The organism is Flavobacterium collinsii (assembly GCF_946903285.1).
Lineage (GTDB): Bacteria > Bacteroidota > Bacteroidia > Flavobacteriales > Flavobacteriaceae > Flavobacterium > Flavobacterium collinsii.
Genome location: NZ_OX336425.1, coordinates 971,893 through 997,205, shown reverse-complemented (window position 1 = coordinate 997,205; position 25,313 = coordinate 971,893). Strand labels below are relative to the sequence as shown.

Annotated in this window: 26 protein-coding genes; 7 read left to right on the top strand and 19 right to left on the bottom strand. The window is 36.3% G+C overall.

Features of this window, described 5'->3' with window-relative positions; all coding sequences use genetic code 11:
- Position 1 precedes the first annotated feature (1 nt).
- Both OGZ34_RS04520 and rnpA read right to left on the bottom strand, forming a co-directional pair.
- Complete coding sequence (locus OGZ34_RS04520) at positions 2-829, bottom strand: DUF4349 domain-containing protein (RefSeq protein WP_263362266.1); 828 nt, start codon at positions 827-829, stop codon at positions 2-4.
- A gap of 80 nt (positions 830-909) precedes the next feature.
- Positions 910-1,314, bottom strand: a complete 405-nt coding sequence (gene rnpA / locus OGZ34_RS04515; RefSeq protein WP_263362265.1) for a ribonuclease P protein component — start codon at positions 1,312-1,314, stop codon at positions 910-912.
- A 125-nt stretch (positions 1,315-1,439) separates the two neighbouring features.
- On the opposite strand from rnpA, the gene OGZ34_RS04510 reads away from it, so the two are divergent.
- The 3 genes from OGZ34_RS04510 (at position 1,440) to OGZ34_RS04500 (ending at position 4,050) form a co-directional block, all read left to right on the top strand.
- Positions 1,440-2,180: a lysophospholipid acyltransferase family protein gene (locus OGZ34_RS04510; RefSeq protein ID WP_263362264.1), complete on the top strand. Its 741-nt coding sequence runs from the start codon at positions 1,440-1,442 to the stop codon at positions 2,178-2,180.
- Positions 2,181-2,230: 50 nt separating this feature from the next.
- The gene (locus OGZ34_RS04505) at positions 2,231-3,223 is read left to right on the top strand and encodes an acyl-ACP desaturase (RefSeq protein ID WP_173964498.1); all 993 of its coding nucleotides are present in this window, start codon (positions 2,231-2,233) and stop codon (positions 3,221-3,223) included.
- Positions 3,224-3,396: 173 nt separating this feature from the next.
- Entirely contained in the window at positions 3,397-4,050 is a 654-nt protein-coding gene (locus OGZ34_RS04500) for an HD domain-containing protein (protein ID WP_263362263.1), read from the top strand.
- 108 nt (positions 4,051-4,158) lie between these two features.
- Here the strand turns inward: OGZ34_RS04500 and OGZ34_RS04495 are convergent, their stop codons facing one another.
- The 5 genes from OGZ34_RS04495 to OGZ34_RS04475 all read right to left on the bottom strand — a co-directional run bounded on the left by OGZ34_RS04495 (position 4,159) and on the right by OGZ34_RS04475 (position 8,522).
- Positions 4,159-4,281, bottom strand: coding sequence for a FeoB-associated Cys-rich membrane protein (locus OGZ34_RS04495; protein WP_255664253.1), 123 nt, complete (start codon positions 4,279-4,281; stop codon positions 4,159-4,161).
- Between the two features lie 6 nt (positions 4,282-4,287).
- Positions 4,288-6,387 (bottom strand): ferrous iron transport protein B, encoded by a 2,100-nt coding sequence (feoB, locus tag OGZ34_RS04490; protein ID WP_263362262.1) that lies wholly within the window; start codon positions 6,385-6,387, stop codon positions 4,288-4,290.
- Positions 6,387-6,626, bottom strand: coding sequence for a FeoA family protein (locus OGZ34_RS04485; RefSeq protein ID WP_173964495.1), 240 nt, complete (start codon positions 6,624-6,626; stop codon positions 6,387-6,389). Before OGZ34_RS04485 ends, feoB begins: the two co-directional genes overlap by 1 nt.
- Before the next feature lie 103 nt (positions 6,627-6,729).
- A complete protein-coding gene (locus tag OGZ34_RS04480) occupies positions 6,730-7,395 on the bottom strand; it encodes an SCO family protein (protein WP_173964494.1) in 666 nt (221 codons plus the stop codon).
- Between the two features lie 203 nt (positions 7,396-7,598).
- The gene (locus tag OGZ34_RS04475) at positions 7,599-8,522 is read right to left on the bottom strand and encodes a DMT family transporter (protein ID WP_263362261.1); all 924 of its coding nucleotides are present in this window, start codon (positions 8,520-8,522) and stop codon (positions 7,599-7,601) included.
- 202 nt (positions 8,523-8,724) lie between these two features.
- On the opposite strand from OGZ34_RS04475, the gene OGZ34_RS04470 reads away from it, so the two are divergent.
- Positions 8,725-10,785, top strand: a complete 2,061-nt coding sequence (locus OGZ34_RS04470; RefSeq protein WP_173964492.1) for a M13 family metallopeptidase — start codon at positions 8,725-8,727, stop codon at positions 10,783-10,785.
- 219 nt (positions 10,786-11,004) lie between these two features.
- Positions 11,005-13,065, top strand: coding sequence for a M13 family metallopeptidase (locus tag OGZ34_RS04465; RefSeq protein WP_263362260.1), 2,061 nt, complete (start codon positions 11,005-11,007; stop codon positions 13,063-13,065).
- 55 nt (positions 13,066-13,120) lie between these two features.
- On the opposite strand, the gene OGZ34_RS04460 is transcribed toward OGZ34_RS04465, so the two are convergent.
- From OGZ34_RS04460 to hemB, 3 genes are all read right to left on the bottom strand, one after another.
- The gene (locus tag OGZ34_RS04460; RefSeq protein ID WP_263362259.1) at positions 13,121-13,567 is read right to left on the bottom strand and encodes a GyrI-like domain-containing protein; all 447 of its coding nucleotides are present in this window, start codon (positions 13,565-13,567) and stop codon (positions 13,121-13,123) included.
- A 74-nt stretch (positions 13,568-13,641) separates the two neighbouring features.
- Positions 13,642-14,043 (bottom strand): c-type cytochrome, encoded by a 402-nt coding sequence (locus OGZ34_RS04455; protein ID WP_173964489.1) that lies wholly within the window; start codon positions 14,041-14,043, stop codon positions 13,642-13,644.
- 1 nt (position 14,044) lies between these two features.
- Positions 14,045-15,037: a porphobilinogen synthase gene (hemB, locus tag OGZ34_RS04450; RefSeq protein WP_089076108.1), complete on the bottom strand. Its 993-nt coding sequence runs from the start codon at positions 15,035-15,037 to the stop codon at positions 14,045-14,047.
- A gap of 318 nt (positions 15,038-15,355) precedes the next feature.
- Here hemB and OGZ34_RS04445 point away from each other — a divergent pair, with 318 nt between their 5' ends.
- Both OGZ34_RS04445 and OGZ34_RS04440 read left to right on the top strand, forming a co-directional pair.
- Positions 15,356-15,988: a hypothetical protein gene (locus tag OGZ34_RS04445; RefSeq protein ID WP_263362258.1), complete on the top strand. Its 633-nt coding sequence runs from the start codon at positions 15,356-15,358 to the stop codon at positions 15,986-15,988.
- 3 nt (positions 15,989-15,991) lie between these two features.
- On the top strand, positions 15,992-17,806 hold the full coding sequence (locus OGZ34_RS04440) for a hypothetical protein (RefSeq protein ID WP_263362257.1): 1,815 nt from the start codon (positions 15,992-15,994) through the stop codon (positions 17,804-17,806).
- Positions 17,807-17,878: 72 nt separating this feature from the next.
- Here the strand turns inward: OGZ34_RS04440 and OGZ34_RS04435 are convergent, their stop codons facing one another.
- The 9 genes from OGZ34_RS04435 to OGZ34_RS04395 all read right to left on the bottom strand — a co-directional run bounded on the left by OGZ34_RS04435 (position 17,879) and on the right by OGZ34_RS04395 (position 25,200).
- On the bottom strand, positions 17,879-18,766 hold the full coding sequence (locus OGZ34_RS04435) for a fructose bisphosphate aldolase (protein WP_396193420.1): 888 nt from the start codon (positions 18,764-18,766) through the stop codon (positions 17,879-17,881).
- Between the two features lie 280 nt (positions 18,767-19,046).
- Positions 19,047-19,988 (bottom strand): DUF4421 domain-containing protein, encoded by a 942-nt coding sequence (locus OGZ34_RS04430; protein WP_263362255.1) that lies wholly within the window; start codon positions 19,986-19,988, stop codon positions 19,047-19,049.
- Between the two features lie 121 nt (positions 19,989-20,109).
- Entirely contained in the window at positions 20,110-21,012 is a 903-nt protein-coding gene (gene hemF / locus OGZ34_RS04425; RefSeq protein ID WP_263362254.1) for an oxygen-dependent coproporphyrinogen oxidase, read from the bottom strand.
- The gene (locus tag OGZ34_RS04420; protein ID WP_173964481.1) at positions 21,002-21,553 is read right to left on the bottom strand and encodes a GNAT family N-acetyltransferase; all 552 of its coding nucleotides are present in this window, start codon (positions 21,551-21,553) and stop codon (positions 21,002-21,004) included. The genes hemF and OGZ34_RS04420 overlap by 11 nt, the downstream gene beginning before the upstream one ends.
- Positions 21,553-21,933: a hypothetical protein gene (locus OGZ34_RS04415; protein WP_263362253.1), complete on the bottom strand. Its 381-nt coding sequence runs from the start codon at positions 21,931-21,933 to the stop codon at positions 21,553-21,555. Before OGZ34_RS04415 ends, OGZ34_RS04420 begins: the two co-directional genes overlap by 1 nt.
- Before the next feature lie 86 nt (positions 21,934-22,019).
- Positions 22,020-23,045 (bottom strand): uroporphyrinogen decarboxylase, encoded by a 1,026-nt coding sequence (hemE, locus tag OGZ34_RS04410; protein WP_173964479.1) that lies wholly within the window; start codon positions 23,043-23,045, stop codon positions 22,020-22,022.
- Positions 23,046-23,135: 90 nt separating this feature from the next.
- On the bottom strand, positions 23,136-23,801 hold the full coding sequence (locus tag OGZ34_RS04405) for a uroporphyrinogen-III synthase (protein ID WP_263362252.1): 666 nt from the start codon (positions 23,799-23,801) through the stop codon (positions 23,136-23,138).
- Positions 23,801-24,724: a hydroxymethylbilane synthase gene (hemC, locus tag OGZ34_RS04400; RefSeq protein ID WP_173964477.1), complete on the bottom strand. Its 924-nt coding sequence runs from the start codon at positions 24,722-24,724 to the stop codon at positions 23,801-23,803. Before hemC ends, OGZ34_RS04405 begins: the two co-directional genes overlap by 1 nt.
- A 71-nt stretch (positions 24,725-24,795) precedes the next feature.
- Entirely contained in the window at positions 24,796-25,200 is a 405-nt protein-coding gene (locus OGZ34_RS04395) for a GxxExxY protein (protein ID WP_202700771.1), read from the bottom strand.
- Between the last annotated feature and the right edge of the window lie 113 nt (positions 25,201-25,313).

The window sequence follows — 25,313 nt, the reverse complement described above, 5'->3', positions numbered from 1 at the left end:
ATTATATTTTTTTTCTTTTAAATCTTTTTCTAATAAAGTAGACAAGTACGCAAAATACTATAATAAATGGCCAGACGCTAATAATTGAAATTAAAAAATCGGACAGACTGAAAAAACCGGATTGAATAGCAGCCCATATTTTAGAACCGTAAGAAATCTTAACACCTTGTTTTTGAGCTATGGTTTTGTAAAATGATATTGTTACGGTACTTTCTGAAACGCGGCTTTCGAGATATTTTAGCTGACCTTCTTTGGCTTCAATTTCTTCACGGATAGCGGAAATTTGTTTTTCAATTTCCAATATTTCACTAATCTTAGTGGCTTTTTGTAAAATCTCTAAGTAGCGAGCTTCAAGTTTGCGTTTTGTGTTTAATCTTGAAGTTAAGTCAATGTATTGTTCGGTAACATTTTCTGCAGAAATCTCTTTTTGTTCAAAGTACGAAACACCTTTAGAAACCGCATTTATAAAAGAATCAAAGTTTGCACTGGGAACGCGAATGGTTAAGGTTCTGTAAATGTTGTCATATTCTTTGCCTTCAGAATCATTCTGAATCGTGGCTTTATTAGCAACAATTGCAGTTTGGATTTGTTTGAAAGTATCATCTAAATCGCTGGTTTCGAATCGAAGTGAAGCCTGTTTAATAATTTTTTGTGAAATCTGTGGCGCATCTGGGGCAGCTTTGTCATATTGTACATCTGACGCTGCAGCGGATTCATTTTTTGGAGTAAGCTTGATTGCACTAACCATCATATTAGCAGAAGGTTCCTCATTTTTACTGCAACTTGAAAAGCCTATAAAGAGCAAGAATAAAAAGAAAATATACCGCATAATTTTTCAAATTAAAGTTAAAACTACAATTTTTTTATAATTTTTCGTATAATTTGATAAATAAAGTTGTCGTAAAGGAATTACAATTCTGTTTTATTTTCAGAATCAGAGGTTTTATTTACCTGCTGAAGGAATTTCTCAAACAGCTGAATGGTTTTGGTATTAATTTCTGCATAAGACAGTCTGTCTTTGGTCTGATAAAAAAACATCAGGGAGTAGGGCTCTTGAATGTTATCCAAAAGAAAATGTTTGTTTAAACGATATGTTTCTCTTAAAACGCGTTTGAAGTAATTGCGGTCAACGGCCTTTTTGAAATATTTCTTAGAAACCGAAACCCCTATTTTGATTTTTTCTTCTGAATTTTCTTCCGCCGGACGATAAACCAAACGCAATGGATATTTGGAAACTGATTTTCCTTCAGAAAACAGTAAACCTATTGTCGTTTTGCTCTTTAAGCGTTCATTTTTAGGGTAAGTGAAGTTCATTTAATTCAGAAAAAATTTGCAAATTTTAGGGCAAAGGTACAATTAAACCAGAAAAACGGTTATTGTTTTCAATTTTTATACCGCTAAAAATTTATTTATTACTTTTGGGCATTAATTTTTCAAGCATGCAGAAGATAATTTCGTATCCCATTTCCGTAATTTATTACTTGTGTTTTGGTTTTTGTTTGGCGGTGTTTCACCCGATACAATGGTTTTGCCTGAATGTTTTTGGGTATCAGGCGCATAAAAAAAGTGTAGATTATCTGAATTTTTTCCTGTTAAGATGCACGAATCTGGTGGGAACAAGGTATACTGTTAGCGGAGTAGATGATATACCAAAGGGGGTTCCAATAATTTTTGTGGCCAATCACCAAAGTATGTATGATATCGTGACAATGATTTGGTACTTTAGACGATTTCATTGTAAATTTGTAAGTAAGAAGGAGTTAGGAAGCGGAATCCCGAGTGTGTCATTTAATTTGCGCCATGGAGGATCTGTCTTAATCGACCGAAAAGACCCTAAACAAGCGATTCCGGTAATCAAAGGCTTGTCTGAATATATCGAAAAAAATACCAGAGCTGCTGTAATTTTTCCTGAAGGAACAAGAAGTAAAACAGGAAAACCCAAAGAATTTGCACAAAGTGGTTTAAAAATCTTATGTAAATATGCGCCGTCTGCTTATGTAGTGCCGGTAAGTATCAATAATTCTTGGAAAATGGTTCGTTTTGGAATGTTTCCGGTTGGATTAGGAAATCATTTAACATTTACAGCGCATAAAGCAATGGCTGTAAAAGATTATGATTTTGCCGATTTAATGGCTTTGACAGAAAAAGCAGTGGTAGAAGGAGTAAATGAGTATAAATAGATTTTTGTTTTAGTACAAACGAAAACTTAAATCCCAATCTTAAATAAGTAATGTCTATAAAAAACATTAGATTAGAAGTAATGCAGTTTTTGGAAAAAAACGTGGATAGCTTCGTTGAACAGTATTTAATTCCAGTGGAAAAAATTTGGCAGCCGTCAGACTTTTTGCCTAATTCTGAAGGAGAGAACTTCTTTGAGGAGGTAAAAGAGTTGCGTGAAATTGCTAAAGAATTACCATATGATTTCTGGGTAACTTTAGTGGGCGATACGATCACTGAAGAAGCTTTGCCAACATACGAATCATGGTTAATGGATGTAGAAGGAATCAATCAGGTAGAGAACGGTGGAAATGGCTGGTCGAAATGGATCAGACAATGGACCGGAGAAGAAAACCGCCACGGAGACCTTTTGAATAAATATTTGTATTTGTCCGGTCGTGTAAACATGCGTGAAATCGAAATGACAACACAGCATTTAATCAACGACGGTTTTGATATTGGAACCGGATCTGATCCGTACAAAAACTTCGTATACACCAGCTTTCAGGAGTTAGCGACTTATGTTTCACACAACAGAGTGGCACAAATGGCGAAGAAATTTGGTGACAACAAGTTGTCTAAAATGTGCAAAATGATTGCAGGTGACGAAATGCGTCACCACCATGCGTACAGTGAGTTTGTTACCCGTATTTTTGCAGTGGATCCGAGCGAAATGATGTTGGCGTTTCAATATATGATGAAACAAAAAATCGTAATGCCGGCGCATTTCTTAAGAGAATCAGGTCAGAAAATAAGCAGTGCTTTCGAACAGTTTTCTGATTCGGCACAACGTATCGGAGTATATACGGCAAACGATTACGTAGACATTATGCAGAAGTTAATTGACAAATGGGAAATCGATAAAATTTCGAATTTGACAGATGAAGCTGAAAAAGCACGTGATTACTTAATGAAATTACCGGCTCGTATGGCGAGGATCTCTGAAAGATTGGTTATTCCACAAGAATCACACATCTTTAAATGGGTTGAACCAGCAAGATTGTAGCTTTCTGATTTTGAAGTTTAGATTTATGAAATTTTAAACAGAACATCTAAAAACATATTGTTGATTGTTGAGGTTACAAAACTTTGACAATCAACATTTTTTATTTAAAGTATAAAACACCAGTATAAAGCTGTTTTATCGGACTGTCCTTTACCGCAAACTATAAAAATACCATGAATAATTCTGAACTAATAAACAAAACCATCGCTTTTGTAAAAGAGAAATTAAACGACGCCGAGGGTGGACACGATTGGTTTCATATCGAACGCGTTTATAAAAATGCACTTTTAATTGCAAAAGGAATGGATTGTGATTTTACAGTAGTGCAACTGGGGGCTTTGCTTCACGATATTGCGGATAGTAAATTTCACAATGGTGATGAAACTATCGGACCCAAAACTGCACGTTTATTTTTAGAATCTCAAGAAGTTGCAGAAGACACGATTCAGCATGTGGTGAACATCATCGAAAACATCTCTTATAAGGGCGGAAATTTCGAAAAGAAGTTTTCTTCTGTAGAATTAGATATCGTTCAGGATGCGGACCGTTTAGATGCAATTGGAGCGATTGGAGTAGCAAGAGCGTTTAATTATGGCGGATTTAAGAACAGAACGCTTCACGATCCTGAAATTGCTCCGATTACCAATATGATGAAGGAGGAGTACAAAAAGAATAACGCACCAACGATAAATCATTTTTATGAAAAGCTTTTACTTTTAAAAGATAAAATGAATACCGAAACGGGTAAACAAATTGCAGGAGATAGACATCGTTTCATGGAAACATTTCTGGCACAGTTTTATGCAGAATGGGACGGGGAGAAGTAGAGATTTTTTTCCGCCGAGACACACTAAGAAAACACAAAGCTTCACAAAGGATTTTTAATCTCTGTGAAGCTTTGTGTTTATTTGGTGAAGCTTTGCGAAACAATTCACTCATGAACAGCCACAATTCCCATCACCACAATCTTTTTTCTTTTTAGATTTCCAAAAGAACTTTTTGATGAGGTAGCCAACGGCAATGAATAATATGATAAAAGCTATAATTTCCTGTACCATGATCGTTTATTTTAAAAGTTGATACGCTATTAATGCAACAAAATAGGCAAGACCGCTCATCAGGACAAGCTGCATAGCGGGCCATTTCCAGGAATTGGTTTCTTTTTTGGTGATCGCTAGTGTACTGGCACATTGCATAGCAAAAGCATAAAAGAGCAATAAGGATATACCTGAGGCAAAGTTAAAGATCTTATGACCCGTTTCCGGATTGATCTCTTCCTGCATTTTGCTTCTTATGGTTGACTCGTTATCGGTATCTCCAACACTGTATATGGTAGCCAGTGTTCCCACGAAAACTTCACGTGCAGCAAAAGAACTAATTAGAGCAATTCCAATTTTCCAATCGTAACCTAAAGGTGAAATGACTGGTTCTATAGCTCTACCCATTAAACCTATGTAGGAATTTTCTAGTTTTTGAGACGCCACTTCATTTTCAAACTGAGTTTCGTCTAGAGGGGTAGCTGCAAATTTTTCTTTTACAATAGTTTCTGCCTCATTAAAATCTTTCCCTGGTCCATAAGAAGCTAAGAACCACAAAATCACAGATATTGCGAGGATGATTTTACCGGCACCAACCACAAAAGCTTTTGTTTTTTCAACAACATTAATCGCAACGTTTTTGAATAACGGCAATTTATAACTTGGCATTTCTACCACGAAATAAGTCTTGGCACTTATTTTTAATATTTTATTTAGGATGTAAGAAGAAAGAATCGCTGTTACAAAACCTAATAAATACAACAACATTAGCGCCAATCCCTGCATGTTTAGGATACCAAAAAGACGTTCATCCGGAATTACCAGTGAAATAATAATAGTGTAAACAGGTAATCTCGCTGAACAGGTTGTGAACGGAGTCACAAGAATTGTGATCAGTCTTTCTTTCCAGTTTTCAATATTTCGGGTGGCCATGATCGCCGGAATAGCACAGGCCGTTCCTGAAATCAAAGGGACAACACTTTTGCCGGATAAACCAAACTTTCGCATGATTTTATCCATCAAAAAAACTACACGGCTCATATAACCGCTTTCTTCTAATATTGAAATGAATAAAAACAAAAAGGCAATTTGCGGAATAAAAATGATTACACCGCCAATTCCGGGTACAATTCCCTGTGAAAGTAAGTCGGTTAGAATTCCGCTTGGTAATTCCGCTGCGACCCAGCTGCTTAAGGAAGCAAAACTGCTGTCTATGAAATCCATAGGTATCGTTGACCAACTGAAAATAGATTGGAAGATCAAAAATAAAATAGCCAGGAAAATCACATACCCCCAAACCTTGTGCGTTAAAATACGATCCAGTTTTGCCCGAATATCTTTGGCCGTCGAAGCATCAACTTTTAAACCTTCTTTTAAAACATCGTTTATGAATTGATAACGTTTTATCGTTTCTTTTTGCTGTAAACGTTTTAATTCAGAATGTGATTTGGTAAACGTATTTCTGATTTCGTTTCGATCAAGGTTCGAAAAGTTTACATCCTGTGTGATCACCAGCCAAAGTTTGTACAACAATTGATTCGGGAAAGCATGCTGCAATTTTTCAAAATACTCCTGATCAATAACAGATGCATTCAGGCAGGGTTCGTGTGGAATCGTTTTGTACGAGACAATTAATTCTTTCAACTCTTCGATTCCCAAACCTTTTCGCGAACTTACTAAAGCAATTTTAGTTTTTAGTTTCTCTTCCAAATAAGGGATGTCCAGCGTAATACCTTTACTTTCCATACGGTCTGACATGTTGATGACCAAAATCGTTGGAATTTCAAGATCTTTGATTTGGGTGTAAATCAGTAAATTACGTTTCAGATTTTCAACATCTGTAACGACTACTGCTACATCTGGATATAATTTGTCGTTTTTGTTTAACAAGAGCTCAATTACCACGCTTTCATCCATAGAACTGGCATTCAGGCTGTACGTTCCCGGAAGATCCAGAATGTTGGCCTTGACGTTGTTTGGTAATTTGCAGAACCCGATTTTTTTCTCAACAGTAATTCCGGGATAATTCCCGACCTGTTGATTTAATCCGGTAAGCTGATTGAAAACGGAAGTTTTTCCTGTATTTGGATTCCCAATAAGGGCAACGTTGATATTTTGAATACTCATTACAAATCGTTTTTGATCAGTTCAACTTCAATTTCACGAGCAGTTTCAACGCGAATGGCGACATGCGAACCATTAATGTCTAAATAAAGAGGGTCGCCAAAAGGAGCGATTTGCAATAATTCAACTAAGTTGCCCGGTAAACAACCCATTTCTAGTAGTTTCAGAGGAATAAGATCGATATCAAAATCTTTGATAATGGCTTTATCGCCTTTTTTCAGAGTGTGGATAGTATTTTGCAAGCTTATTTAGATTGAATTTAGATTGCAAAAATAGGCAATTATTCTTTATTTCAAGGCATTTAACACTTTTGTAAATGCTAAATCTTTCTAAAAATAAGGGATTTTACTCCTGACTCAGAAAATTGATGTCTTCTAAAAGACGTTTAATTTCTTCTTTATTTGTTCCGTCATAAAATCCGCGAACACGTCTTTTTTGATCCACCAAAACAAAATTCTCGGTATGTACCATATCGTAGAGCTGATCTGGACGTCCAAGTTTTACCGCGAGATACGATTTTCGGGCCATGGTGTAAATTTCTTTTTTATCACCGGTAACCAGATTCCATTTGCTGTCTACTACACCGTGTTTTATGGCGTATGCTTTTAAAACCGGAATGCTGTCTACCTCCGGAAATACAGTATGAGAAAGCAACATCACTTTCGGATTGTTTAAAACTGCTTTTTGAACATCTTCTAGATTGGTCGTCATTTTTGGGCAAATTGATCCGCAGGTCGTGAAGAAAAAGTCAGCCACATATATTTTTCCTTCGTAATTTTTCTGGGTAATAGTATCTCCGTTTTGATTTACAAATGAAAAATCAGCAATCGTATGGTATTTGCTTTTGTATTGTACTGTGCTATCCACCAATTCCGGATTTACATCAGCAGGATTGTAAATAGGTAAAGTTTTTTGCGGTTTTAAAGCGGAGTAAAATAAAGATATTGTAACGGTCGAAAATAGAATAAGAACAATAAAGAATTTACGGTATTTGTATAGAAAAGATTTCATAAAAGCAATTTGGAGGCAAAAATACGAAAAGCACTTCTCAAAATCCTAAGAGCGCTTAGTTTTTAACAGGTTATAAGGAGTGAAATAGGGCTGAAAGCCCAAAAGCACCAGCATGGCGCAAAGCGCTATGAATGATAATGATGATGATAATACCCCAAAGCCCTGTAAGGGCTAAAGCAGATTGACACCAATAAACAAATTTTTTATTTTTTGGTTTTCCGAATAGTCTTGTTTACCAAATACAGTCCCGTTAAGGTTACGATGGTACCAATGGCGATAGCTTGTGTAAGCGTTTCTCCAAAAATAAAAGACCCTAGAATCATGGCAACAATTGGATTGATGTAGACATAGATACTGCTGATTTCGGTTGGAAGGTGTTGCAACGAGTAAATAAATGCGATGAAAGTTAGAACAGAGCCAATAAGGACCAGGTAGACAATAGACCACAGAGAAGGCAAGGGGATTTCGCTAAGCGGAATATTGATTCCCGTGGCTTCTGTGATTCCAAAAAGAAACACACTCGAAATCAGCATCTGCAATCCCAAACTGAAATAGGGGTTAAAACTCGATGCTTTCTTTTTTGTTTCAAGTATTCCGAAAGCCCAGGTTATGGTAGAAGCCGTCATTAGTATAATTCCGAATTGAAAATCAGGTCGGAGAAAATCAGAGATATAGTCCATAAAAATAATACAGACGCCTCCAAAACTGATCAGGATCCCTATCAAAGCCATTTTTGCGATTTTCTGACCATTAAAAAAGTTGATGATAATGATCCAGATCGGAAATAAAGCACTGATGATGGCTCCGAGTCCGCTGCTCATGTATTTGACACCCCAAGTGCTTAAACCGTTGCTGCATACAAAATTTAAAAACGCCAGAATGATGATCGTGCGCCATTGTTTGCCTTTTGGCCAGGGTTGTTTTTTAAACAAAAAATAGCCTACGTACAAAATTCCACCCAGAAATTGACGGATGGTGGCCAACTGTAAAGCGGGCATGTGTTTCACGCCTTCTTTGGACGCTAGCCAGGTGGTTCCCCAAAAAAAACTTACCCAGCATAAAGCTAAAATCGGTAATCCGATAGCTTCAATTTTTCCTGAAACGGCATTCTGAATTTTTGCTCTCACTTTTTATTTCAATTCGTTGTAACAAATATTCGAAAAAGTATTCTAATATAAAGATAAAAACCATGGATAAATACATGAAAATATTTGATAGTATGTATTAAAATGTTATGATCCTTGAATTTTTGAGATTATTTCAAAAATTTTAACATAGCATTCAAAATATTAGAAATACGTTTGTGTAACCACCAAAACTTAAATATAAATGAAAAGACAACTTAGCAGACCTTTGTTCTGCGCTTTTCTTACAGCAGTTTCTTTTACAGCTGTAAATGCTCAGAATGCAACTTCAAAAGAGCCGGGTATCAATGTTTCATACATGAATACCAAAATTAGTCCGAGTCAGGATTTTTTTCAATATGTAAATGGAACATGGCTTAGTAAAACTGAAATTCCAAGTGATCGTACCACATGGGGAAGTTTTAATGAGTTAATCAAGAAGACAGATAAAGACGCGATGTCTATTCTGAAAGAAGCTTCTAAAAATCCAAAGTATAAATCAGATACCGATCAGGGTAAAGCCGTAAACTTGTTTTCAACGATTTTAGATACTGTTGGAAGAAACAAAGCCGGAATAAAACCATTGCAGCCTTACTTAAAAAAAATTGATGCAATCAAAAATATCACTGATCTTCAAAAGTATTTAACTGAAATTGCACAGGAAGGCAATATTGTTTTTTTTGGAACTTATATTGGAGCGGATGAAAAAAACAGCTCTAAAAACTCGGTAACACTTGTTCCAAGCGGTTTAGGATTGCCGGATCAGGATTATTACATCTCTGAGGATAAAGATTCAAAAGAAAAACGTGCAAAATACCAGCTGCATTTGACAAGAATGTTGCAGTTTATTGGTGAATCTCCGGAGAAAGCAAAACAAAGCGCCGCTGCAATTTTGGCCTTAGAAACAGAATTGTCAAAACCAAGATTCAATCGTGTGGAAAGCAGAGACAGCCGTTTGCAGTACAACCCGATGACAGTTGCTGAACTTCAAAAGTTAACACCAGCTATTAAATGGGAGACCTATCTTACTAGTATTGGGTTGGCAAAGCTAGACACCATTGTGGTAATGCAGCCTAAATACATGAAAGCTTTGCAGACTGTTTTTACTCAAAATAAAGTAGAGCAGTGGAAAGAATATCTGAAATGGGACTTGTTAAACTCCTTTAGTTCGCAATTGTCAACCGATATCGAAGCAGCTAATTTTGATTTTTACAGCAAGACCTTAAGAGGAGCTATTAAACAATTACCACGTGAAGAAAAAGCACTACAGGTTGTGAACAACAGTATTGGTGAAGCACTTGGTAAATTATATGTTGAGAAAGTATTCCCAGCTGAAGCAAAAGCAAAAGCAGTCGATATGATTCATAACGTAATTCTGGCGTACCAAAACCGTATCAATAACTTAACATGGATGTCTGCGGCTACTAAGGTAAAAGCCATTGAAAAGCTAAATAAAATCACGATAAAAGTGGGTTACCCGGATAAATGGAAAGATTATTCAGCACTTGAAATTAAAAGTGTTGCCGATGGAGGAAGTTATCTCCAAAACAGCATAAATATCTCGAAATGGAATTTCAAAAAAGGAATCGAGAAGTTAAACAAACCGGTTGATAAAACGGAGTGGGGAATGTCGCCACAAACTGTAAATGCGTATTACAACCCGTCTTACAACGAAATTGTATTTCCGGCCGCAATTTTGCAACCTCCATTTTACAACTATCAAGCTGATGAAGCCGTAAACTATGGTGGAATCGGAGCTGTAATTGGTCACGAAATCTCACACGGTTTTGATGATTCGGGAGCACGATACAATGCTGAAGGAAATTTAGTGGACTGGTGGACACCGGAAGATCTAAAACAATTTACAGCTCTTGGAGGAGCTCTTGCAGCACAATATAGCGCTTTAGAGCCTTTACCGGGAATTCATGTAGACGGTAATTTTACTTTGGGAGAAAACATTGGTGACTTAGGAGGTATTAATGCAGCTTATGATGGTTTGCAATTGTATTTGAAAAAACATGGAAATCCGGGTTTAATTGACGGATTTACTCCGGAACAGCGTTTCTTTATTTCATGGGCAACTGTTTGGAGAACGAAAAGTAGAGACGAAGCGATCAAAAATCAGGTAAAAACCGATCCGCATTCACCGGGAATGTACAGAGCGGTTGTTCCGGTTCAGAACGTAGATGCTTTTTATGATGCTTTTGGAATCAAAAAAGGTGATAAAATGTATGTTGATCCTGATAAAAGAGTTAAAATCTGGTAGTATATAAAACCATCAAAAACGGCGCTGATTTAGCGCCGTTTTTGATTTCTGTTCTATCCGTTCTTTAGAAGCAGAACCCCTGATTTTATAAGTACTTTTGGACTAAAAAACAGGATGTAGCCCGATTGAATTGCATCTGTCAATTTATGTGAAAAATTTAACATGACGTTTGGAATAATTACAATATGTTTGTGTATATACTAAAAACTACAAAGAAAAATGATTAAACAATTACGAAAACCAATGTTTTGTGTTGTTTCTGCAATGGTTACCATTACCGCAGTAAACGCTCAAAGTGCAAAACCAAAAGAACCGGGTATCAATCTTTCTAATATGGATACTAAAGTAAGTCCAAAAGAAGACTTTTTCCGTTATGTAAACGGAACCTGGTTAGATAAAACTGAAATTCCAAGTGATAGAAATTCATGGGGAAGTTTTAATGAACTACGTCAAAAGACGGATAACGATGCTCTTGCCATCTTAAAAGAAGCTTCAAAAGATCCTAAGTACAAATCCAATACAGATCAGGGAAAAGCGATTGCTTTGTTTAATACTATTTTAGATACTGTTGGACGCAATAAAAGAGGGGTTACACCACTTCAGCCTACTTTAAAGAAGATCGATGCCATTAAAAATGTAACCGATTTGCAAAATTTCTTTATTGAAATGCAGCCACAGGGTGGTGTTGGTTTCTTTGGTGTTTTTGTGGGCCCGGATGCTAAAAACAGTAATAAAAACACGGTTAACTTAGGCCCTGGAGGTTTAGGACTTTCGGATAAAGATTACTACAATGCCGATGACAAAGATTCAAAAGAAAAACGTGAAAAATATGAAATACACGTTGCGAGAATGTTGCAGTTTATTGGTGAATCTCCTGCAAAAGCAAAAGAAAGTGCCAAACAAATTCTGGCTTTAGAAATTGAATTGTCTGCTCCAAGACTAGACCGTGTGGAACGCAGAGATCGTAGAAAACAGTACAATCCAACCGCGATTGCCGACTTAAAAAAGAATACACCTTCAATTCAATGGGAGAAATATTTCACCGGAATTGGAATGGCGAAGTTGGATAGCGTGAATGTAGCGCAGCCGCGTTATATGATCGCTTTGGAAAAGACATTATCTGAAAAGAAAGTAGAAGCCTGGAAAGAATACTTAAAATGGTCTATACTTAACAGAACAGCCTCTACTTTGAGTACAGACATCGAAAATGCTAATTTCGATTTCTACGGAAAAACATTAACAGGAGCTTTGAAACAACGCCCTCGTGAAGAAATGGCTTTACAGGTAATTAACACTGCAACGGGCGAAGCCTTAGGAAAATTGTATGTAGAGAAGTTATTCCCTGCTGAAGCAAAAGACAAAGCAAAGAAAATGATTGCGAATGTAATGCTGGCTTATGAAAACAGAATCAATGCATTGCCTTGGATGTCACAACAAACAAAAGTAAAGGCAATAGAAAAGTTGAAAAAACTTACCGTTAAAATTGGATACCCTGACAAATGGAAAGATTATTTTGCTTTAGAACTTAAAAATGTTGGAGAAGGCGGGACTTATTTTGATAATATGAGAAACATATCAAAATGGGCTTATGCTGAAAATCTGGCCAAATTAGGAAAACCGGTTGATAAAACAGAGTGGGGAATGTCTCCGCAAACGGTAAATGCCTATTTCAATCCATCTTACAACGAGATTGTTTTTCCTGCAGCGATCCTACAGCCGCCTTTCTACAATTACCAAGCTGATGAAGCGGTGAATTATGGTGGAATCGGAGCGGTAATCGGACATGAGATTTCTCACGGATTTGATGATTCAGGTGCACGTTACAATGCAGACGGGAATCTTGTAGACTGGTGGACAGCGGATGACCTAAAACAATTTACAGCTCTTGGAGGTGCTCTTGCAGCACAATACAGCGCTTTAGAGCCTTTACCAGGAATTCACGTAGACGGTAAATTTACTTTAGGTGAAAACATTGGAGATTTAGGTGGAATAAATGCTGCTTATGATGGTTTACAGTTGTATTTGAAAGCAAATGGTAATCCAGGCTTAATTGATGGATTTACACCGGAACAGCGTTTCTTTATTTCCTGGTCTACGGTTTGGAGAACTAAATCAAGAGACGAGGCTATAAAAAGTCAGGTTAAAACTGATCCGCATTCTCCTGGAATGTACAGAGCTGTTGTGCCAATTCAAAATGTTGATGCTTTTTACCAGGCTTTCGATATTAAAAAAGGAGACAAGATGTATATTGATCCGGATAAAAGAGTTAAAATCTGGTAATCTTAAAATCATAAAAAACGGCGCTAATTTAGCGCCGTTTTTGTTTTTTTATGTTTTATGAAACCGCAATAAATATTTCTACTGTTGCATCTTGGGGGTTTTGAGCTTTGTCTCCATAAACTTCGTAGTCGGCTGTGAAACTTCGGTTCAGTCCGGAGTCCCAAATTTCCAGCCATTTATTAAAAACAATTCCATCGTTTAGATTTCCTTGGGTGATGAATTTCTGATACACCGCCGTTTCAATTGTTTTTCCTACCATTTCGTTTGGAATCGTATCGAGGTTTTCAACACGGCAGCCCAGAATGGTGGTATAAGGTTTAGTATGATCTTTTTCGTAGTCTGTATACACACAAAAAATATCTTCCGAAACCTTATTCGGGATCTTGCTCAGAATTCCTTCAGAGATAAATTGGTTCCAAAGTGCCGGAATATCTGTTCCGGATTGCCCATTTTCGTTCGTAGTTCTTACCGAAATACCGATTACATTGAATTTCTGTACCATTTTAAATGTTTTTGGTTGAGCTGTAAATGTAAAATGTGACGGTGACAACAGTATGTCAGCAGTGAACAGGAATTTTACTTTAAATGACTGTAAATATAAGTCTCAATGGCTTTTAACTCCTCATCCGACATGGCCTGCGTTACCGGAAAATTAGTCTTCATAACGGCAAATTGACTCGGATCAACAATAGGATCAGCATTTCCTTTTAAGAAAGTAACAATATCTCCATTTTTGTCTTTGTAGATTTTGGCTATTTCCTGAATACTAGGACCAATTACCTTTTTGTCCGGCTGATGGCAGGAGAAACAATTTCCCTGTCCTTCAAATATTTGTTTTCCAAACTCTGCTGGAGTTTTGGCTTTTGCTGTTTCTCCTTCGGAATAGGCTTCCGTTGTATTTTCAACAGGAGCTTCAACAGTTTCTTTTTTACAGGATGCGAACGCTAAAACGGCTGATAAGAATAGTATTTTTTTCATATTATTTGTTTAGTAAGACTGCTGCTTCTTTGGCAAAGTAAGTCGAGATAATACTGGCGCCTGCGCGCTTAATGCAATATAGTTGCTCTAGCATAATTTTGTCGTGATCAAGCCATCCTCTTTCTGCTGCGGCCTTTACCATAGCGTACTCACCAGATACCTGGTAAACGGCAACCGGTACATGAACGGCATTTTTTACCTCACGAACGATGTCCAAATAAGCAATTCCCGGTTTTACCATAACGATGTCAGCACCTTCTTCAACATCTAATAAGGCCTCACGAATTCCTTCAATTCGGTTGGCGTAATCCATCTGGTATGTTTTCTTGTCTTTCGGTATATTTTGAGAATCTACGGGAGCAGAATCTAAAGCATCGCGAAATGGTCCGTAAAATGCTGAAGCATATTTGGCACTGTAACTCATGATTCCCACATTGTGATGTCCATTTTCTTCCAGTGCTTTTCTAATGGCTAAAACCCTTCCGTCCATCATATCACTTGGCGCAACAAAATCGGCTCCGGCTTCGGCGTGACTTAAACTCATTCGTGTTAAGGCATCAACAGTAGGATCATTAAGAAGTTGTCCGTTTTCGATAATTCCATCATGACCGTAAATCGAGTAAGGATCAAGAGCTACATCAGGCATTACAATCATTTCAGGAACGGCATCTTTAATGGCACGAATGGTTTGTTGCATTAAACCGTCTTTGTTCCAGGCTTCAACACCTTTGTTATCTTTTAAATGATCACTAATTTTTACATAGATGTTCACCGCTTTGATTCCTAAATCCCAGGCTTCTTTTACTTCTTTGATGGTATTGTCTAAGGAATGACGGTAGATTCCCGGCATTGATGGAATAGCAACTTTTACATCTTTTCCTTCAGTAACAAACATCGGAAGCATAAAATCCTGCGGACTTAAACTGGTTTCACGAACTAAAGAACGAATGGATTCATTGGTTCTCAAACGGCGGTTTCTTTGTAATGGGAACATAAAAATTTAGATTTTAGATTTTAGATCTTAGATTGCAGCCGATTTCTTCGAAATCTGATGGAGAATCTTAATTTCTAAAGTATTGTTTTTTATTTTTTTGAAGATTGTGTACTTTTTAATAAGTGGCACAAAGTTAAAGAAAAAGGAGCAGAATAAGGCGTTTAGCGTGCTGTAGAATCCGTTAATATTATCTAAAAATTTGTGGAATCTTTTCGTTTTATCTCCGTTTATGAAGTTTAAAAAATATTTGGAAGCTATGGCTTTAGAATTAACCCGCAAGCTCTGGTTTTTTTGGATATTTACCTATAAATTTGTCTGATGAAGAAATTTCTCGCATTATGCTGTTGTTTGCTGCTGACAAGCTGTTTTGAAATAACAGAAAGAATCAAACACCACGACGACCAAAGCGGAGAATATACGCTGATGGTCGACTTTTCGAAATCATGGTTTAAGACAAAATCGGCCATGTGGATGGAAGAGGTTGATGGTGTAAAAATCCCAAACGAACAGGAAATCACCAAAAAGCTGGAAGATTTTAAAGCCAAAGCCTTAAAAATTGATGGTATTACAAATGTAACGACCAAAACTGATTTTGATCAATATGTTTTTATTATCAAACTCAATTATGCCAATTTGAAGGCGCTCAATGCCGTTGTCAACACCATCAACAATCAAAGCAATCAGATTCATTTTAGCAGTAACGCCAGAAGTTTTGAGAGAACTGCGTCTTATCCTGTTCCTGAAAAAATTGTAAAAGACCCGAAGAAAAAAGAAGATTTGGAAGCAGCGAGCATAACAGCAATTTATACTTTTGATAAAGATGTTCAGGCGGTAGCGAATCCGAACAGTAAAATTTCACAGAACAAAAAGACCGTTTTTCTCAAACAAAGTATGTACAGTGTCCTTAAAAAATCGGCATTAATGAACAATACAATCCAATTAACCCCTTGATTTATGAAGCAGTTTTATTTTTTATTTCTATTATTTGCCACGCATTTGACTTTTGGCCAGGTCAATTCAAAGCCCTACGATTATTTTGTACAGTTTAACGGAGATCAGCTGTCCAAAAAAGTAAGCATTGATCAGGTATTAAATCATCCGCTGATTCGTAGATACAAAGAAGGCAAAGCCAATTTGGATTTGAGCAAGTATACCGCTCTTTTTAAATTGGATCAGAAAATAACCGTTCACGGAAACTTCACCGATAGTATTCCGTATTATCAGGTGACCATGCCCATTAAAAGCAAAGAAGCAGTGCGACAGTTTTTAATTGAGGAGCATACTAAAAATAAAAACACAGACTCGGTTGAGGTTCCCGCCATTCAGGATTACGGAAAATATGCGGTTTTTACCCCAAAAAACAAAAAGACCTCATTCGTATGGAACGATAATTATTTGGTATTGGTAGAGTTGACTAAAAAGTACAAACCAAAATCATATGACTGGGAAAGCACAACACAAGATTCTATTGCAATAGATGAACCTTATCAGGAAACTTCGACGGAAACGGTTGAAGAACCTGCGCAATCGGCTGAAGAGGCTGCGGTTAGTGCTGCAAAAGAAACAGAAGAAGTTATGGCGGTGTCTAATGTAGCATATGAAAAAGCAGAGGCCGATTTCAATCTTTCGCAGACGGAACAGCAAGGCCTTTTTATTAAGTCATTATTTGAAAATGGATTTACAGCTCCGGTTTCAGAGAAGGTAAATGCTGCTGCCGACATTTCTTCCTGGCTAAACTACAGCTCAGCAATGAGCAGTTTAAATTCGGCATACAGTGCTTTGTCTAAGTTTACCAGCTATAATAAGTTTTTACCGATGCAAAATAATGCGGCAAATATGGTAAAAGGGATTAATCTGGATTTTTATTTTGACAATGATAATGCCCGCATTGAGGAAGTCGTAGAATATTCAGAACAAATGGCGGCAATTGTTGGAAAAATGACCGACAGAAAAATCAATAAAAACATATTTAATTATTTTCCGGATGAAAAACCTTTAGGATATATGTCTTATCATATCAATACTAAGGCGGCACTGGAAAAATTTCCAACGTTAGTGGCAGATTTATTTCAAAGTCAGTATTTAGCAAAAGAAGATTTGACGGTTGTTACAGACTTAATTTCGACTATAGTGGATGAAGAGGCTACTGCAACACTTTTTGATGGTGATTTAAGCCTATTTTTATACCATGTCAATGAAGTTGAGGTGACAAAGAAAGTGTATGGATATGACGAAAATTATGAAGAGAAGATAACAGAGGAAAAAGTGAAGAAGAGTGTTCCGTTATTCTCGATAGTGTTTACGTCAACACATCCAACTTTTGGTGATAAGTTAATTCAATTGGGACTTCGTAAAAAATTCCTGGAACAAAAGGGAGATTTTTATCAAATTCTGGGAACCGAAGAGTATGGTACTATTTTTATCAAAAAAGACAAAGATGTGGTATTGATCGCCAATACCTTAGATTATTTTAATGATGGAAAAGGACTTTTTGTTAAAGAAGCAAAAAAAGATTTAAAGAAAAATTACATCTCTGGAAAATTAAATTTTGCAAGAGCATCATTTGCTTATGAAAATTCAGGCAAAGCAAAAGGGAAAGACTCAGAAAAATTGAAACGATTGTCAGAGCAGTTTAGTGATGTTGCCATACAGTCTCCTAAAAGGCTGATCGATAACAAATTGAAATTTGAGCTGAAATTAAACGCTTCAAAATCAGATAAAAATATCATTTTGCAAACGTTGGATTTAGCCGAAGAGTTGAGTAAATAATCTAAATTGCTTTTATAAAACTAAAGTCCCCGAAAGAGATTTAATCTTTTTCGGGGATTTTTTATTCTTATTTTAGAGGATCGATGCTTCATAAATTCGTTTAATGGATTTTTCGAGTTTCAAATTAAAATCTTCATCAGACTGACCAAAAGTTAATCCCTCAGACAATGCCCGTGAGAAGCTGGCGATCAATCCGTGATTTTCTGCCAGTTTTTGATTGGCCTCTTCCTGCGCATAACCACCGGACAATGCTACCACCCGCACGACATGAGGATTGGACATTAATTCTTTGTAAAAATCATTTACGGTTGGAATTGAAAGTTTCAGCATCACTTTAACTTCTTTGTCCAGTAAATTAAGCTGCTTGATGATTTCTGCTTTTAGAATTTGTTCTGATTCTTCTTTGTCAGGACTGTAAATATCTACTTCAGGTTCAATAATTGGTACAAGGCCTTTGTTAAATATTTGAAGGCCTACTGCAAATTGCTGTTCAACTACTTCACGAATTCCGATGGGATTGGCTTCTTTGATTACGGAACGCATCTTGGTTCCGAAAACATTGCGTTCTACAGCACGGATTAACAACTCATCCAGATTTGAGATAGGTTTCATCAGCTGTACCCCATTGGCAGGCTCGGCGAGGCCTTTGTCTACTTTTAAAAAGGGAACGATGTTTTTCTTTTCCCATAAATAATCGGAAGTATAGAGCCCATCGATTTTGCGGTCCATCGTGTTTTCAAATAAAATAGCGCCCAGAATATACGAGCTGTCAAATGCAGGACTTTTAATAATGCGGGTTCTCATGTCATGCACAAGAGTGTACATTTCTTCCTCCGTGGAGTAATTGTTTTCTTGTACACCGTATTGTGCTAAAGCTTTTGGTGTACTTCCACCACTTTGATCTAAAGCGGCGATAAATCCTTTTCCGGTCTGCATGCGGTTCAATTGTGTGGTATTCAAAGCCTCTCTGTTTTCCATAATAATGATTTTAGTATAAATTATTGATGTTGAATCCGTTGGGGGTAATTCATTTTAATACACAGTAATATAGATTTGTTTTTTGTTAATGATGCCCAACGGAGAATGTCATAAAGTTAAAGAAAAACAGCTAAACTGATGGCTGATTTTTGAGTAACTATTTCTGATTTTAGAGGTGTAAAATCTGTCAATTTAATTATGGTATGCAACGGCTACTGTTGCCTATTTTGCTGCCGTTTTTTCCGGACCATTTGGGAAGGTATTAAAGCCCGGTTTTCTGATTGATTTTTTCGTAGATCTCTTTTACTTTCTTTGGAGGATCAAAGCGGTAGCCAAGACTTAGCTTTAAAGTTGAAATGTTATCGTTTAGTAAGGCTTGGGTATTACTGCTCTGAACGAAATTAACCGTGTTTACATTCACGAAACCAAAAAAGCGATCTCTATTATAGGCAAGCTTTAAATTAAAGTCTAATTGGAGCAAAGTAGAGGTTACTTTATCAATATTGTTAATTCCTGCTCCAAGTGCAACTCCTGCTCCAATTAAAACGTGATCACTTATCACAAGATTGTAAAAGTAGGAGGGGGCTAGCGAAAAAACGTAAATTTCGCCATCTGAAGAGTCTGGGCTATTGTTCAGATTGATATTGGTGTAATAAAATGAAAAAGTAGGAATGAAACTTCCTGAGCTTTTGGTTTGCCATTCGTTTTGGTTGACCAATGTTTTATAGGAGAAATTATCATTAAAAACATAGGATGTTGTTCCTCCAATTTTGGTGGTACGCATACGAGGATATGCGGTCTGAAAGTCTTTGTCACCAATATAAAACCCTCTTTGATTGATAAAGGTGAAAGATTGCATCCACTTTTTTAAGTAAAATCGGGTGTTGAAGCTGAACAATTTAGAGTCTGAATTGTCTTTGTTTACCGTAAAAAATTTCGGCGCAAAGCCAAAACTGATGTCTACAAATTTGTAACTTAAACTCACCCCCAGTTGTTCTCGTCGATTGGGACTCAATTCAAAAGTTCTTTTCTCTCCCTCAGATTCAGAACCAATCTGAAAATTATTTGAGGTATCTAAATAGTAAAAACCAGCAGTGATTTTATCATCATAAGATTTAAAATAGGGATTACGCAGGGAGTCATTTTGAGCAAAACACCCAAAAAGACTTCCGAAGAACACTATATAAATCAGTTTTAGATTCATTTGTTAATTTTTTCAACACAAACATATGTAATTTCCGATTTATTTAAAAAGAGGATTTATTTTAAATTACAATTTTAATCTATTTTTCTATGTGTTAAATAAAATTTTAGGCTTAATATATTTAAATCCATTCACGTGGATTTTCTAACACCTGAATTAATTTTTCTTCAACGCTTCCGACTGCAGCATGATGATCATAAACCCATTGCACGTGCGGAGGCAAACTCATTAAAATACTTTCAATTCTTCCGTTGGTTTTCAAACCAAACAAGGTACCTTTGTCATGCACTAAGTTGAATTCGACATAACGGCCACGACGAATTTCCTGCCAGTTTCTGTTTTCTGCGGTATATTCCAGATTTTTTCTTCTTTCGGCAATCGGAACATAAGCTTCAAGGAAACTATTACCAACTTCGGTCACAAAATTGTACCAGTCTTCCATAGACATTGTTTCATTTGCTTTGCAATAATCAAAGAACAAACCACCAATACCACGGGCTTCGTTGCGGTGCGCATTCCAGAAATAGGAATCGCATTGTTTTTTATACTTAGGATAAAACTCCGGATTATGTTTGTCACAGGCTGTTTTACAGGTTTGATGAAAATGAAGAGCATCTTCTTCAAACAAATAATAAGGGGTTAAATCCTGACCACCACCAAACCATTGCTCAATTACTTTCCCTGTTTCATCATACATTTCAAAGTAACGCCAATTGGCATGCACCGTTGGAGTCATTGGGTTTTTTGGGTGAAGGACTAAACTTAAGCCGCAGGCAAAGAAATCTGCTTCGCCTACATTAAACATTTTCTGCATGGCTTCCGGTAATTTTCCGTGAACTGCCGAAATGTTGACACCACCTTTTTCGAAAACGGCACCATTTTCAATCACACGGGTTCTTCCGCCGCCACCTTCAGGACGTTTCCAAAGATCTTCACGAAATTTTGCAGTTCCGTCAACTGTTTCTAAACCAGTACAAATCTGGTCTTGTAAGTTTTGTATGTAAGCAAAAAATTTATCTTTCATGACTATTATATTCTGATTTGAGTAATCCAAAATAAACAACATCTTCTAACGTTCCGTCGCTGGTTTTGAATTCTTCTCGTAATATTCCTTCTTGTTTAAAATGATGTTTTAAAGCAATTTGTTGACTTGCTTTGTTGATTTTTGAGGTACAGATGAATACTTTATTCATGTTTAAAGTATTGAAACAAAACTCTAAGGTTTCTGAAACTAGTTTTGAAGTAATGCCTTTTCCCTGATAATCTTCATCAATAAAATAACCTAATTCACATTTTGAAATGTGATAATCAATGCTTTTTACACATAAGTAGCCAATCAAATTATTGGTTTTGATGTCTCTTGTGAAAAAATAGAACCATTCTTTGTTTTTTTCTTTCTCTCGATTTAAAACAATAAATTCTTTCGTTTTTTCTAAATCTAAACAGTTTGCGAGCGTAACTGGAAATGTTTTTTCAATGTGACTTTTATTCTTATCGATAAGGTTAAAAAACTCTTCGGGAAGAATATTGTTGATCGTATCTGTTTTCCAATCTGTAAAACCCATTATGATCTTTTTTTGGCCGAAGCAATTTTAGTATTTATTGCAAATGAAAAAACGTTGCTTTTTTGTTGAATATACTGGTAAATGGCAAGTGCTTTTTCTAAAAAATCAAACTGCTTTTCTTGAGATAAATTAATTAAAATATCTGCAAATTGCTCCTGTTGATTCCAGTCTAAATGACATCTTTGTAGCAGAATGATTAACTCTTCTTCGGGGATTTCAATAGTCCGTTCCAGACTTAAACCAAAGTTTTTTAGCTGTTCGTCGATTAGACTTATATCTTCAGCATTCCAAAACTTAGGAACAAAAATTAAGGCACGTAACGTTTTTAGAGTATTCTCTATTCTGATGCTTTCTTCGTCTCTTAATCCTTTGTTGAGCATTTTTTTAAGTTTTTGGTCTCAGTTTTTCAGTCACAGTTTTCAGGTTGCTTGTGGGTAACTGAAAACTGTGACTGCCAAACTGAAAACTAGTTCCCGTATTCCTTAACGGCATCAATAAATGCCTTAGCGTGATCTACAGGAATATGTGGTAAAATTCCGTGACCTAAATTTACGATATATTTGTCTTTTCCGAATTCATCTATCATTTCATGAACCATTTTTTTGATGGTTGGAATTGGAGAAAGTAATCTTGAAGGATCAAAATTACCTTGTAAAGTAATGTTTCCACCAGATAAATAACGTGCGTTTCTTGGCGTACAAGTCCAGTCTACACCAAGTGCCGAAGCTTTACTTTTACCCATTTCGCCTAAAGCAAACCAGCATCCTTTTCCGAAAACGATAACCGGAGTAACTTCTGCCAAAGCATCTACAATCTGATTGATGTATTTCCAGGAGAATTCCTGATAATCAACAGGAGAAAGCATTCCTCCCCATGAATCAAAAATTTGAACAGCATCAACTCCCGCTTTTACTTTTTCTTTTAAGTATAAAATCGTGGTATCTGTAATTTTTTGTAATAAAGTATGCGCTGCTATCGGGTTTGAAAAGCAGAATCCTTTTGCAGTATCAAAACTTTTAGAGCCTTTTCCTTCAACGGCATAACAGAAAATTGTCCATGGCGAACCGGCGAAACCAATTAAAGGTACTTCGTCGTTCAGCATTTCTTTAGTCAGTTTAACAGCATCAAAGACATAGCCCAAAGTTTCGTTTACATCCGGAACAATAACCTGATTGACCTGTTCCATTGTGCGAATTGGATCAGGAATAATTGGACCTAAATTGTCCTTTAATTCTACGTGAATACCCATTGCACGGGGAACAACTAAAATATCGGAGAAAAGAATAGCCGCATCCGGAGCAATTCTGCGGATTGGCTGAACAGTAATTTCGGCAGCCAGTTCCGGAGTTTCACATCTGGTGAAAAAATCATATTTATCGCGTAGAGCTCTAAATTCCGGCAAGTATCTTCCGGCTTGACGCATCATCCAAACGGGTGGACGTTGTACTGTTTCTCCTTTTAGTGCTTTTAAAAATAGATCGTTTTTTAACATGTTTTTTTGCTTTAGGCTTTAAGCTTTAGGCTTTAAGCGGTGTTTATTTTTGTGTTTGCTTACAGCCCCAAAGCTTAAAGCGTACAGCGATTATTTATATTCTTGTAAAACATCTTCAATTACATCTTCAACGGTTGGCTGATCAGCAATAACGATGTTTTTGGTAATTTTATGTAAAGCTTCAGCAGTGGTTTCTCCAATGCAAAAGCAGGTTTCTTTTTTAATAGTATTCTCTTTCAGATAACTTTCAACGCCAGAAGGGCTATAGAATAAAATAGCATCAACAACAGTTTTTATTTTCTGAGGAGTCAATGAAGTGTCATAAACCTGAATTTCATTGAATTTCATCTCAGCATGTTTTAAGGCTTTTGGTAAAGTTTCTCTGCGAAGGTTTCCACTGAAAAAAGTATAGCTTTCACTGCGATAAATTAAAGTAATGATCTCAGCTAAATCTGCAGCATATCCGGTATAAGCGACAACATTGAATCCGTTTTCAGACAAAAGGATCTTAGTTTTTAATCCGACACAAAATACATTTTTACTTTTTAGTTCTTCTGATTTTGGATGCGATAGAATACTGTGAACCGCATTCTGACTCGTAAAGATTAAATTATCGTTGAGATCTTTTATTTCGAAAGGTTTGTTCTCGGTTTGAATAAAATCAACTTCAATAACTTCTAGATTAGCGGTTGTTAACGCTTGTTTTTGTTCAGTCGAGAGTTTTTTTGTAGATAATATTTGAATTGATTTACTCATTACTTTTTCAGAGATTCTTTAATAGTTTGCATCAATTCCGTTCCGCCGTTGTTAAGGATTTCCTGAGCAGCGAAGAATCCTAATTTTTTCCACTCTCCAATTTCAACGGTTTTGTTGATTTCCAGTTTCTGTTTTCCGTCAACTGAAAGTAAAACTCCCTGAAAGTGAAGTGTGTCTTCGTCTTCGTTATAACGAACTAAAGCTCCGATTGGCGCTGTACAGCCACCCTCTAAAGTTCTTAAAAACTGACGTTCGATATAGGTGCAAATCTCAGTTTCAATATCATTTAATTGTGATAACGCTTCTAAAGCATAATTATCGTTTTCCATTGCCACAACCATCATCGCTCCTTGTGCCGGCGCGGGAATCATCCAGTCTAAATCGATAAAATTTTCTGGTTTTAAATTGATGCGCTCCAAACCTGCAGCAGCAAAAACAGCCCCGTCCCAGTTGTTGTCCTGCAGTTTTTGCATACGGGTATTTACATTTCCGCGTAAATCAACAACCGTATGATTAGGATATTTGTTGAACCATTGTGCCTGACGGCGCAAACTTCCGGTAGCAATTGTACTTGGATTAGCAAAATCAGGATTTCCTTTATGAACTAAAATATCGAGAACATTGGCTCTTTCTAAAACTGCCGCCTGAACAATACCTTTTGGTAATGCAGTTGGTACATCTTTCATCGAATGGACGGCAATATCTACATCGCCATTAATCATGGCAACATCTAAAGTTTTGGTGAAAATTCCCGTGATTCCAAGTTCGTAAAGAGGTTTGTCAAGTATAATATCACCTGTAGATTTTACAGCTATAATCTCGGTTTTATACCCCAGATCGTTTAGTTTTTTCTCGACAGTATGTGCTTGCCAAAGTGCCAATTCGCTATCGCGGGTTCCAATTCTGATTGTTTTTTCTGCCATTTTTATATTTTAACCATTAAGATATTAAGGTTCATTAAGCTTTATGTTGATTTTTTAAGTTAATGAAGCTGTTAATCTATTAGTCTTGTAAAATATTCATTTACAAGTGGTTTCATTGATTTTGTTATATTTAAAGTGTTGAAATTAATTAATAGTCCTTGAGGTCTCTGTAATAATTTCATATAAGTTAAAAGCTGTGCTTCGTGAATAGGTAATAGATTTTCTATTGCTTTTAGTTCAACAACTACACAATCATTAACAAGCAGATCTATTCTTAAATCAGATTCCAGTTCAAGATTATAATATTCTATTTTAACACTTAATTGTTGTTTAACATCGTATCCATTCTGTTCTAATTCATATTTAAGGCATTGTTCATAAATGCTTTCTAAAAGTCCAGGTCCTAACGCTTTATGCACTTTTATGGCAAAACCTGTTATTTCATAAGCTAATTGTGTAACCTCTTTTTTTGTCATAGAACTTTTTGTTTGTGAACCATTCTGGTATTAAGTTATAGCTAGAATTAAAAAAGCACCATTCTTAATACTCTTTAGATTATTTTTTGCGTAAAAAACTTAATTCTCTTAAT

Excerpts from the sequence above, each read along its gene's own strand:
- OGZ34_RS04520 (WP_263362266.1), bottom strand. The coding sequence starts at position 829 with ATGCGGTATATTTTCTTTTTATTCTTGCTCTTTATAGGCTTTTCAAGT.
- rnpA (WP_263362265.1), bottom strand. The coding sequence starts at position 1,314 with ATGAACTTCACTTACCCTAAAAATGAACGCTTAAAGAGCAAAACGACA.
- OGZ34_RS04510 (WP_263362264.1), top strand. The coding sequence starts at position 1,440 with ATGCAGAAGATAATTTCGTATCCCATTTCCGTAATTTATTACTTGTGT.
- OGZ34_RS04505 (WP_173964498.1), top strand. The coding sequence starts at position 2,231 with ATGTCTATAAAAAACATTAGATTAGAAGTAATGCAGTTTTTGGAAAAA.
- OGZ34_RS04500 (WP_263362263.1), top strand. The coding sequence starts at position 3,397 with ATGAATAATTCTGAACTAATAAACAAAACCATCGCTTTTGTAAAAGAG.
- OGZ34_RS04495 (WP_255664253.1), bottom strand. The coding sequence starts at position 4,281 with ATGGTACAGGAAATTATAGCTTTTATCATATTATTCATTGCCGTTGGC.
- feoB (WP_263362262.1), bottom strand. The coding sequence starts at position 6,387 with ATGAGTATTCAAAATATCAACGTTGCCCTTATTGGGAATCCAAATACA.
- OGZ34_RS04480 (WP_173964494.1), bottom strand. The coding sequence starts at position 7,395 with ATGAAATCTTTTCTATACAAATACCGTAAATTCTTTATTGTTCTTATT.
- OGZ34_RS04470 (WP_173964492.1), top strand. The coding sequence starts at position 8,725 with ATGAAAAGACAACTTAGCAGACCTTTGTTCTGCGCTTTTCTTACAGCA.
- OGZ34_RS04465 (WP_263362260.1), top strand. The coding sequence starts at position 11,005 with ATGATTAAACAATTACGAAAACCAATGTTTTGTGTTGTTTCTGCAATG.
- OGZ34_RS04460 (WP_263362259.1), bottom strand. The coding sequence starts at position 13,567 with ATGGTACAGAAATTCAATGTAATCGGTATTTCGGTAAGAACTACGAAC.
- OGZ34_RS04455 (WP_173964489.1), bottom strand. The coding sequence starts at position 14,043 with ATGAAAAAAATACTATTCTTATCAGCCGTTTTAGCGTTCGCATCCTGT.
- hemB (WP_089076108.1), bottom strand. The coding sequence starts at position 15,037 with ATGTTCCCATTACAAAGAAACCGCCGTTTGAGAACCAATGAATCCATT.
- OGZ34_RS04445 (WP_263362258.1), top strand. The coding sequence starts at position 15,356 with ATGAAGAAATTTCTCGCATTATGCTGTTGTTTGCTGCTGACAAGCTGT.
- OGZ34_RS04440 (WP_263362257.1), top strand. The coding sequence starts at position 15,992 with ATGAAGCAGTTTTATTTTTTATTTCTATTATTTGCCACGCATTTGACT.
- OGZ34_RS04430 (WP_263362255.1), bottom strand. The coding sequence starts at position 19,988 with ATGAATCTAAAACTGATTTATATAGTGTTCTTCGGAAGTCTTTTTGGG.
- hemF (WP_263362254.1), bottom strand. The coding sequence starts at position 21,012 with ATGAAAGATAAATTTTTTGCTTACATACAAAACTTACAAGACCAGATT.
- OGZ34_RS04420 (WP_173964481.1), bottom strand. The coding sequence starts at position 21,553 with ATGGGTTTTACAGATTGGAAAACAGATACGATCAACAATATTCTTCCC.
- OGZ34_RS04415 (WP_263362253.1), bottom strand. The coding sequence starts at position 21,933 with ATGCTCAACAAAGGATTAAGAGACGAAGAAAGCATCAGAATAGAGAAT.
- hemE (WP_173964479.1), bottom strand. The coding sequence starts at position 23,045 with ATGTTAAAAAACGATCTATTTTTAAAAGCACTAAAAGGAGAAACAGTA.
- OGZ34_RS04405 (WP_263362252.1), bottom strand. The coding sequence starts at position 23,801 with ATGAGTAAATCAATTCAAATATTATCTACAAAAAAACTCTCGACTGAA.
- hemC (WP_173964477.1), bottom strand. The coding sequence starts at position 24,724 with ATGGCAGAAAAAACAATCAGAATTGGAACCCGCGATAGCGAATTGGCA.
- OGZ34_RS04395 (WP_202700771.1), bottom strand. The coding sequence starts at position 25,200 with ATGACAAAAAAAGAGGTTACACAATTAGCTTATGAAATAACAGGTTTT.